Annotated in this window: 9 protein-coding genes; 7 read left to right on the top strand and 2 right to left on the bottom strand. The window is 71.2% G+C overall.

Annotation, left to right across the window (positions count from 1 at the left end):
• The 7 genes from BLR49_RS13275 to pth form a co-directional block, all read left to right on the top strand.
• On the top strand, nucleotides 1-275 hold a 275-nt coding region (locus BLR49_RS13275; RefSeq protein WP_218121339.1), incomplete at its 5' end, for a hypothetical protein.
• Nucleotides 276-580: 305 nt separating this feature from the next.
• The gene (locus BLR49_RS09140) at nucleotides 581-1294 is read left to right on the top strand and encodes an FtsB family cell division protein (RefSeq protein WP_092536727.1); all 714 of its coding nucleotides are present in this window, start codon (nucleotides 581-583) and stop codon (nucleotides 1292-1294) included.
• Nucleotides 1294-1785, top strand: coding sequence for a DUF501 domain-containing protein (locus BLR49_RS09135; protein ID WP_245690576.1), 492 nt, complete (start codon nucleotides 1294-1296; stop codon nucleotides 1783-1785). Before BLR49_RS09140 ends, BLR49_RS09135 begins: the two co-directional genes overlap by 1 nt.
• A gap of 40 nt (nucleotides 1786-1825) precedes the next feature.
• Nucleotides 1826-2860, top strand: coding sequence for a Ppx/GppA phosphatase family protein (locus BLR49_RS09130; RefSeq protein ID WP_092536721.1), 1035 nt, complete (start codon nucleotides 1826-1828; stop codon nucleotides 2858-2860).
• The gene (locus tag BLR49_RS09125) at nucleotides 2857-3816 is read left to right on the top strand and encodes a type I 3-dehydroquinate dehydratase (protein WP_245690575.1); all 960 of its coding nucleotides are present in this window, start codon (nucleotides 2857-2859) and stop codon (nucleotides 3814-3816) included. Before BLR49_RS09130 ends, BLR49_RS09125 begins: the two co-directional genes overlap by 4 nt.
• A gap of 300 nt (nucleotides 3817-4116) precedes the next feature.
• On the top strand, nucleotides 4117-4716 hold the full coding sequence (locus tag BLR49_RS09120) for a 50S ribosomal protein L25/general stress protein Ctc (protein ID WP_092536718.1): 600 nt from the start codon (nucleotides 4117-4119) through the stop codon (nucleotides 4714-4716).
• A 22-nt stretch (nucleotides 4717-4738) separates the two neighbouring features.
• Entirely contained in the window at nucleotides 4739-5335 is a 597-nt protein-coding gene (gene pth, locus BLR49_RS09115) for an aminoacyl-tRNA hydrolase (protein ID WP_092536715.1), read from the top strand.
• A 157-nt stretch (nucleotides 5336-5492) separates the two neighbouring features.
• Here the strand turns inward: pth and BLR49_RS09110 are convergent, their stop codons facing one another.
• Both BLR49_RS09110 and BLR49_RS09105 read right to left on the bottom strand, forming a co-directional pair.
• Nucleotides 5493-6221, bottom strand: coding sequence for a response regulator (locus tag BLR49_RS09110; RefSeq protein ID WP_425425765.1), 729 nt, complete (start codon nucleotides 6219-6221; stop codon nucleotides 5493-5495).
• On the bottom strand, nucleotides 6203-7753 hold the full coding sequence (locus BLR49_RS09105; RefSeq protein ID WP_092536712.1) for a sensor histidine kinase: 1551 nt from the start codon (nucleotides 7751-7753) through the stop codon (nucleotides 6203-6205). Before BLR49_RS09105 ends, BLR49_RS09110 begins: the two co-directional genes overlap by 19 nt.
• Nucleotides 7754-7822: the final 69 nt, after the last annotated feature.

Raw genomic sequence — 7822 nt, 5'->3', positions numbered from 1 at the left:
CAGGGACCCGGCAGGTACGCGTCGGCGCCAACGGGACCGTCAACCTGGCCTCGATCACGTTCCTGGCCTCCAAGGCCCACGCCGGCAGCCAGGCCATCATCGACTGGAACCCCGACACAATCATCATCACCACCACCGACGGCGAGGTCCTCGCCCAGTACCCCTGGCCCGCACCCGGCACCCGCTACGTCTCCACCCACACACACCCAACCCCACCAACCAGCACCAACCACCACCACACCCCACAAGACCCAGAACTGTCACCGATGTCCTGACACACCAACTGTCACCGATGTCCTGACACAAAACTGTCACCGATGTCCTGACACAAAACTGTCACCGATGTCCTGAGACATCACACGGCGGTCCAAACAGACTCCCGGGGTCCAAACAGGGCGCAGCGGTCCAAATGGACGTGAGCGGCCCGACGCCGTCCCGCCCGAGGTGTCGGGGCCGTTTCCGGTGAACCCGCTGCCCGGTTCACGGTGTCGGGGTCGTGTTCGACATGCGCGCCGCTTCTTGGCCGACGCACCGGCGTCGCACGCTCGCCATGCGCACGCCCGTGAGGCAGGATCGTTCCATGACGCCGCGCCGACCTGTACCAGCACGCCCCGGCGCCCGTAGACCCCGCTCCGGTCCCTCCCACGACGCCCGGGCCAGCGCCGGCAGACACACCGACAAGCCCGATACCGCCCGCGCCGCTGTTGCAGATACCGGCCATAATGGCGTCTCCGCCTCCGCGGGCGACGATTCTGAAAACCTGGTTCCCCGCATGGGCGGCGCTGAGGGCCTGTCCCTGCCCATGCGGCTGCTGATCCTCGCCGGCGTGCTGGCGCTGGCATTCGTCGTCGTCTTCCCGTCGCTGCGCGGATACCTCACCCAGCGCGCCCAGTACGACGCCGTGCTCGACCAGATCGACGAGGCCCGAGCCACCTCCACCGCCCTGGAGGAGGAACTGGCCCGCTGGGAGGACGACGAATACGTCAAGACCCAGGCCCGGGAGCGCCTGTCCTACGTCATGCCCGGTGAGACCACCTACGTCGTGGTCGGTGCCGACAGCTTCGAGGACGACGACGGGGCCGACCCCTCCCCGGGCTCCGCAGAAGAGCGGTCGCCCTGGTATCAGGAGTTGCGAGAGTCTGCCCGCGTGGCCGGGCAGGTCGAGGAGGAGGAAGTTGAGGATCCCGCCCGGCAGGGCTGGTCCACGCCCTCCCCGCAGACCACCGCGACGCCGGGGGCGACCGCCACGCCGTCGGCCTCCGCCACCCCGTCCGTCGATTCAGGAGACCAATAGTGACCGTAAGCGAAGCCGACCTGGAGACCCTGCGTGTGCAACTGGGGCGTGTGCCGCGTGGAGTTGTGGACATTGCGGCCCGCTGCGTGTGCGGTCGGCCGACGGTCGTGCTCACCGCCCCCCGCTTGCCCGACGGCTCGCCCTTCCCGACCATGTACTACCTCACCCACCCGGCGGCCGTGCGCGGCTGCTCCACCCTTGAGGCGGAGCACCTGATGGAGGACTTCAACCGGCGTCTGGCCGAAGATCCCGAGCTGGCCGCCGCCTATGCGGCCGCGCACGCCGACTACCTGTCCCGCCGCGACGAGCTGGGCAGCCCCGCGGAGATCGACGGCGTGTCGGCCGGGGGCATGCCCACCCGGGTCAAGTGCCTGCACGCGCTGCTCGGGCACACGCTCGCCGTCGGCCAAGGCGTAAACCCGATAGGCGACCTGACCCTGGACGTGCTGCGCGAGCGCGAACTTTGGGATCCCGCGCGCTGTTCCTGCTGATTCCGTCGTCGCCAGCCACCGCTCAAGAGGGGAACCACCCATGACCCGCGTAGCCGCCGTTGACTGTGGCACCAACACCATTCGTCTGCTGGTTGCCGACGCCGCCCGGGACGAGCGCACCGGTGTCGTCCGCCTGCACCCCCTGCACCGCTCCAGCACAATTGTTCGCCTGGGACAAGGCGTGGACCACACCGGACGCCTCGACCCCGATGCCCTGGCCCGCACCCTGGCGGTGGTCCGCGAGTACGCCGCCACCTGCGCCGACCTGGAGGTGCCCCTGGACGCCGAGCACGCGCGCTTCGTCGCCACCTCCGCCACCCGCGACGCCGAGAACCGGGACGAGTTCGTCGACGGCGTGCGCGCGGCCCTGGGCATCGTGCCCGAGGTGGTGTCAGGTGAGGAGGAGGCTCGTCTGTCCTTCGCCGGCTCCCTGCTGGGAACCGGGGGAGGAGCTGCGGCCGGGGACGACGGCGGAGAACCAGCTGAGGGCGGCCGCCCCGAACCGAGCGGTCCCCGTCTGGTCGTCGACCTGGGCGGCGGCTCCACCGAGCTGGTGCTCGGCGTCGACGCCCCGCAGGCCGCCTGCTCGCTCAACACCGGCTCGGTGCGCATCACCGAGCGCTACCTCGCCGACGGCGTCACCCCCGCCGCGGAGGAGGCGGCCCGCAGGGAGGTGCGGGCGCTGCTGGCCCGGGCCGCCGATGCCGTCGATATGGGTGCTGCCACCCGGCTGGTCGGGCTCGCGGGCACCATCAGCACGGTGACGGCGCACGCCCTCGGCCTGGACGCCTTCGACCGCGAGGCCATCGACGGCGCCGAGCTGAGCATTGACCGCGTGCTGGCGTCCTGCGACGCGATCGTCCACTCCACCGCGGCGCAGCGCGAGTCCTGGGGGTACCTGCTGCCGGGCCGCCGCGACGTCATCGCCGCCGGAGCGCTGGTGTGGAGCGAGGTGGTCGCGCGGGTCGCCGCCGACACCGCCGCCGGACACCCGCTGACCACCACTGTGACCAGCCTGTCGGACATTCTCGACGGCATCGCCGTCTCGCTCGCCTCCGTTGGGGAGCAGGCGTGAGCGCGGGGCGACCGGAGGACCTGCGCCGGTACGTGCAGGACCTGAGCACCGGCCTTCGGGCACGCGGCCTGATGGTGCCCGGGTCGCCGGTGTGTACGCGGCCGGTCACCTGGCGGGCGGCGGTGCTGGGCGGGCCGCGTCCCGTCGTCGCCGTCGCCACCACCGGAGCCGACGCGGCGGCCTGCGCCGCCCAGGCCCGGGCCGCCCGCCTGGCCGGCGCGGACCTGGTCGAGTTGCGCGCCGACCTGCTGACGGTCCCTCCGGCGGATGCGCCGGGGGAGGGGCGGGCCTCGCAGGCGCTGGCGGACTCATGGCTGCGGGCAGCCCGCGCTGTGGAGGAGGTGCTGCACGGCTCCGGCATACCGGTGCTGCTGACCGTGCGCACGGCCGCCGAGGGCGGCGGCTTCGACGCCGACGCCTACCGGGCCGCGCTCGCGTGCGTCATCGAGCGCTTGGGAGAGCGGCACCGCGTCGACGCCGCAGGCGGGCGCGTCACCGGTGGGAGCGCGGACGCCGACGCTGCCGAATCGGCCATCACGGCGATCGACGTCGAACTGGCCCGCGGCGAGCTGCCGCGGCTGGTGCAGCTGGCGCATCGCGCTGGACTTGACGCGGTCGCCTCCAGCCACGACTTCGCCGCCACCCCGGACGATGCCGAGCTGTTGCGCCGGCTGCGCGCCATGCAGGATGCGGGCGCAGACGTAGCCAAGATTGCGGTGACTCCGTCGGATCCGTCGGATGTGGAGCGGCTGCTGGGCGTGGCTGCGCGCGCCCGGGGGGAGCTGGACATCCCGGTGGTGGCCATCGCCATGGGCGAGGCCGGCGCCGTGACCCGGCTGGCGGGCGGAGTGTTCGGCTCGGCGCTGACCTTCGCGACCGCCGGGTCGGCCGCGTCCGCACCTGGCCAGCTGCCCGTGGCTCGGGTGCGCACGGCCCTGGCCGCGCTCCACCCCTGACGCCTCACCCCGCCCCAGACGCCTCACCCCGCCCCATTCGCCGAGATCGGTTGAAGTTACGTGCCGAGATCGGTAGATCTGACGAGCATGGTAGGCCGGCGCCTGGCAGTGGGGCGGGTCACCGTCGGCGACCTCGGTGAATGGCACCGACATCGCGTACAGTTGCGGCATTGCCCCGGCGAGGGATGTGCCCAGCACATCCGTGATCGACGTGGTGGTGCCGGAAGGTGCTGCACGTCGTCGTGCCCGCCGGACCACCGAAATGCGGGGCGCGTTCCCCGCCTACACCGAGGAGAATGCATGCCCGCCAACGCCATCGCGCTTGACGCCACCGACCGCACCGAGTTCGGCAAGGGCTCGGCCCGCCGGGCCCGCCACGCCGGCCAGGTCCCCGCCGTCGTCTACGGCCACGGCACCGAACCCCGCCACCTCCTGCTGGACGAGCACGCCACTCGTCTGGCCCTGCGCGGCAACGAGAACGCCCTGGTCGAGCTCAGCGTTGGCGGCGAGACCCTGCTGGCCATCGCCAAGGACGTCCAGCGCCACCCCATTCGCCCGGGCGTGCAGCACGTCGACTTCCTCCTGGTCAACCGCAACGAGAAGGTTGAGGTCGAGGTGCCCGTCGTCGTCACCGGCGAGCCCGCCCCCAGCACCATCCACATGATTGAGCTCGCTCACGTGCTCGTGTCCGCCCCGGCCATCGCCATCCCGGAGAGCATCGACGTTGACATCACCGGTGTCGAGGCCGGCACCGCCATCCGCGTGTCCGACCTGACCCTGCCGGAGGGCGTCGAGGCGATCACCGAGGCCGACGCCGACGTCGTCAACGTCGCCGCAGGGGCTGTTGCCGCGTCCGCTGAGGCCGATGCAGCGGGCGAGGCTCCCGCTGACGCCGAGTGACGCCGCCGCAGACGGAGCGTCCATGAACACCCCTTGGCTCGTTATCGGGCTGGGGAACACCGGGACCCGGTACGCCCATAACCGCCACAACATCGGGCACATGGTGCTCGAGGTGCTGGTCGGGCGCGCCGGGTCCCGTCTTTCCAGCCACAAGACCCGCACGCAGGTCGCCGACGTGCGCCTGGGCATGCTGCCAGGCGGCGCCCCCGGCCCGCGCGTGATCCTGGCCCGGACCACCGGCTACATGAATGAGTCCGGCGGTCCGGTTAAGGCGCTGGCCCGTTTCTACGACGTCGATCCTTCCACGCGGCTGCTGGTCATCCACGACGACCTCGACCTGCCCCCACATGTGCTGCGGCTCAAGCGCGGCGGCGGGGAGGGCGGCCACAACGGCCTGCGCTCCATCTCCGCGGCACTCAGCACCCGGGATTATGCGCGCCTGCGCATCGGAGTGGGACGTCCCCCCGGTCGTCAGGATCCCGCCGACTTCGTGCTCAGCGACTTTCCGGGCCGGGAGCGGCCGGAGCTCGCCGTCACCCTGGAGCAGGCGGCTGACGCCGTCGAGCAGGTGGTGACTCTCGGCTTCACGGCCGCTCAGCAGCGACTGCACTCCGCGTGAGCCACTGGCTTAGTCCGGCCCGCCACATCTACCGATCTCGGCACGTTACTTCTACCGATTTGGGTATGTAACTTCTACCGATCTGGGCACGTAACTTCTACCGATCTCGGGGGGTGAGGCTGAGGCCATGAGGGGTGGGGGATGAGGGGTGAGGGGGTCAGCGCATGAGACCGGTCTCGTAGGCGACGACGACGGCCTGCACCCGGTCGCGCACGTCCAGCTTGGCCAGCACATTGCCCACATGGGTCTTCACCGTCGTGGCCGAGACGACCAGGTGGTCGGCGATCTCGGAGTTGCTCAGCCCCTGCGCCATGAGGGTCAGGATCTCGCGCTCGCGCGGCGTGAGCGAGGCGATGCGCGCATCCTCCTGCGAGGCGGACCCGCCGCTCTCGGGCAGGTGTGAGGCGAACATCTCCAGCATTCGCCGGGTGATCCGCGGGCTGACCACCGCTTCGCCGTCGGCAACCGTGCGGATCGCCTCCGCCAGCTCGCCCGGGCGGGTGTCCTTGAGCAGGAAGCCGCTGGCTCCGGCGCGCAGGCCAGCGAAGGCGTACTCGTCCAGGTCGAAGGTGGTCAGGATGAGGATCTTGGTGTCCGGGCACTGCTGGGTGATCGCGGCGGTGGCGTCGATCCCGTTCATACCCGGCATACGAACGTCCATGAGGATCACGTCTGGTTTCAGAGCGCGCGCCTGTGCCACGGCGGTGGTGCCGTCCGATGCCTCCCCGACGATCTCGATGTCATCGGCCGGGTCCAGGACCATGCGGAAGCCCATGCGCATGAGCGCCTGGTCATCGGCGAGCACCACCGTTATCGGCCGCGAGCGGCGGGGGGTGCCTGCCGTCCCGGTCGGATCGGCTGCGTCATTCACTGCGGCATCTGCCACGGCGCTGTCCCTTCGTCGTTGTCGTCCCAGTCCTCATCCCAGTGCAGGACGGCGCGCACGCGCCAGCCGGTGGCGGTCGGTCCCGCCTGCACGGTGCCACCATAGACGGCCGCCCGTTCCCGCATGCCGATTAGTCCCTTGCCGGAGCCGTGCAGCGGCGTCGACCCGGGGGCGGCGTCGTTGTCGATGGTCAGGACAGCGGTGCCGGCGTGTCGGTCGACGGCGACGCTGACGGCACGCGTGGTGGGGGCGTAGCGCAGCACGTTGGTCAGTGCCTCTTGCGCGATCCGGAACAGCGTCAGCTGCAGGCCCTTGTCCTCGGGGAGCTTCCGCCCGGTCCACCGGTAGGTCACGGGCACGCCGGCAGTCCGGAAGCGCTCGACGAGCGTTTCCAGGTCGGCCTGCTCAGGTGCGGGGGCGAGCGGCGTCTGGCCGCTGGAGGCATCGGCGTGCGCGTCGGTGGCCTGGCGGCGCAGGTCGGCGATCTCCCGGCTGGGCTCGACCGGGGCGACCGTCCCGGGCGGGGCGAACTCGGGTACCGGCAGCTCGCGCACGGTGGTGCCATCCGGACCGGTCTGCCCGGCCCCGGTGACGCCTGTCCGCCCAGGCAGGTCGAGGCCGCCTCCGGCCGGATGGGCGGGGCCCGCCATACCCCGGGTGTCGACGCCGTCGGCCAGGGCGGGGGAGGGGGCCAGGTCCTCGCGCAGTACTCCCACCAGCCGGCGCGTGTCGGCCAGGGCGGAGCGGCCGGTCTCCGCGAGCGTGGTCAGTGCCTCCTTGGCCATGGCGGGGTTGCGGTCGACGGCGGCCGCGGCGCCGTCGGCAAGGGTGATCATGACGGCGAGGGAGTGGGCGACGACGTCGTGCATCTCGCGGGCGATGCGGCTGCGCTCATTGGCGGCCGCCAGCGCGGCCTCCTGCTCGCGGGCCAGCATCAGCCGGGCCGAACGCGCCTCGGCTTCGCGCAGCTGGATCGCCTGGATGCGGATGACCATGCCGACGAGTACGCCGATGATGTTGATCAACCCGTAGGGCATCAGCAGGCTGCTGAGTGTGTCGACCGCGTATCCGCCGAGCAGGGCCTGGCCGATCACGGTGGTGAGCGTGGAGACTGCACACGCGACCCACACCCAGGCCGCGCGATGTCGCATGGCGAGTGTGACCATGACGAAGGGAACGCCCAGGATGGTGAATGCGCGCAGCGCATCGGCCACGTAGCCGATCTCGGCGACGCCCATGTCGTCGAAGCCCCGGGCGATTACCGCCTCGTGCAGGATTGGCAGAAAGGTGAGCACCGCCCACGCGGCGGTCAGGTGACGGCGGCGGAAGACGAGGGAGAGCGTGCACACCAGGCACGCGCCCAGCGTGAGCGGCAGCCAGGAGTGCAGCGAGGGGATGCCGGCCTGGCGCAGCGGCCACAGCCCCATGAAGAGGTTGAGCGTCAGCACCACAAGCGCCATGGCGGCGTCGGCCAGGTAGGGATGAGCGGATTGCCAGCGCAATAGGTGAGCGGCGGTGGACGGCGTACTCATCGCTTGGCTCCCCTCTGCTGCACAGGGCCAATTGTGCCCTGCGGTGGACTGCTGATCGGTGTGGACGTG

It is taken from the genome of Actinomyces ruminicola (assembly GCF_900103885.1).
GTDB classification, from domain to species: Bacteria; Actinomycetota; Actinomycetes; order Actinomycetales; family Actinomycetaceae; genus Actinomyces; species Actinomyces ruminicola.
The sequence above is the reverse complement of the archived record's forward strand: the minus strand, read 5'-3'. Positions and strand labels throughout refer to the sequence as shown.

Excerpts from the sequence above, each read along its gene's own strand:
- BLR49_RS09120 (WP_092536718.1), top strand. The coding sequence starts at position 4,117 with ATGCCCGCCAACGCCATCGCGCTTGACGCCACCGACCGCACCGAGTTC.
- BLR49_RS09130 (WP_092536721.1), top strand. The coding sequence starts at position 1,826 with ATGACCCGCGTAGCCGCCGTTGACTGTGGCACCAACACCATTCGTCTG.
- BLR49_RS09105 (WP_092536712.1), bottom strand. The coding sequence starts at position 7,753 with ATGAGTACGCCGTCCACCGCCGCTCACCTATTGCGCTGGCAATCCGCT.
- BLR49_RS09140 (WP_092536727.1), top strand. The coding sequence starts at position 581 with ATGACGCCGCGCCGACCTGTACCAGCACGCCCCGGCGCCCGTAGACCC.
- pth (WP_092536715.1), top strand. The coding sequence starts at position 4,739 with ATGAACACCCCTTGGCTCGTTATCGGGCTGGGGAACACCGGGACCCGG.